Below are 923 nucleotides of genomic sequence, written 5' to 3'. Positions count from 1 at the left end.
CATGGGATCTGGCTGCGGCCGGGTTGAAAGTGGCCGTGATTTCGCGGCCCCGGTCACGGGGAAAGCCTTGTGCGGGCGGGGTCACGGAGAAAGCGTTGGCGCGCTACCGATTCAGCATTGCGCCGGTGGTGCGCGAAGCGGTTACTTCCCTGGCGGTGAGTCATTCGTCCTCGCCGGTGCGTCACCTCAGCAGCGCCACGCCGTTCTGTGTCATGACCGAACGGGCAGAGCTGGATGCGTTTTGCCGAGAGCAGGCAGAACAGCAAGGTGCCGTGTTCCATGAGACTGCAGGCCTGAGACTCATAGAGCAAGGCTCAAGCTGGGTCCGCGTGAAGACCCGTGAGGGAGACTCCTTTTCTGCGTCCTGGCTGATCGCAGCGGACGGAGCCAACAGCGCCGTGGCGCGGATGCTGGGGGAACGTCACCTGCCTGGAGCCATGGCCATTGAAGGGTGCGTGCCCCGGGAAAAGGTGAGCGATTATCCGCCGATGACGCTGGATTTTGGTGTTATTCGCGGCGGTTATGGCTGGCTGTTTCCCAAGGGCGACCATGTGAATGTGGGGCTCTATGTCTGGCGGCACGGGGTGGCGGCACCGGAACGTGCGGCGCTGCAGCGCTATTGCCGGGCACGCCTGGGGGCAGAGGCGGAGCACGTGGCGGGCTATCCGCTGGGCACCTGGCTGCCGAAAGCCCGGTTGGTCAATGGCCGTGTGCTGTTCGCGGGCGATGCGGCGGGTTGCACAGAGGTGTTACTGGGCGAGGGAATCTACGGCGCGGTACTCAGTGGTCAACTCGCTGCACAAGCGGTGCTGGGCGAAAGGCCAGAGGTGTCCTATCCCCGTGCGTTGGCGGGGTGGCGAGAAGAGCTGCAGCACGTCAGCCGCCTTGGGCAGCTTTTCTATGGCTTGCTCCCGGTGTCCACG

The 923-nt window shown here is 64.5% G+C and carries 1 protein-coding gene; it reads left to right on the top strand.

Features of this window, described 5'->3' with window-relative positions:
• Positions 1-923 (top strand): FAD-dependent monooxygenase (locus A3730_RS26865; RefSeq protein ID WP_063539329.1); only part of this gene is annotated, 923 nt, incomplete at both ends.

This window comes from Alcanivorax sp. HI0044 (assembly GCF_001634945.1).
Note: the sequence above shows the minus strand (reverse complement) of the source record. Positions and strands in the feature narration are given on the sequence as shown.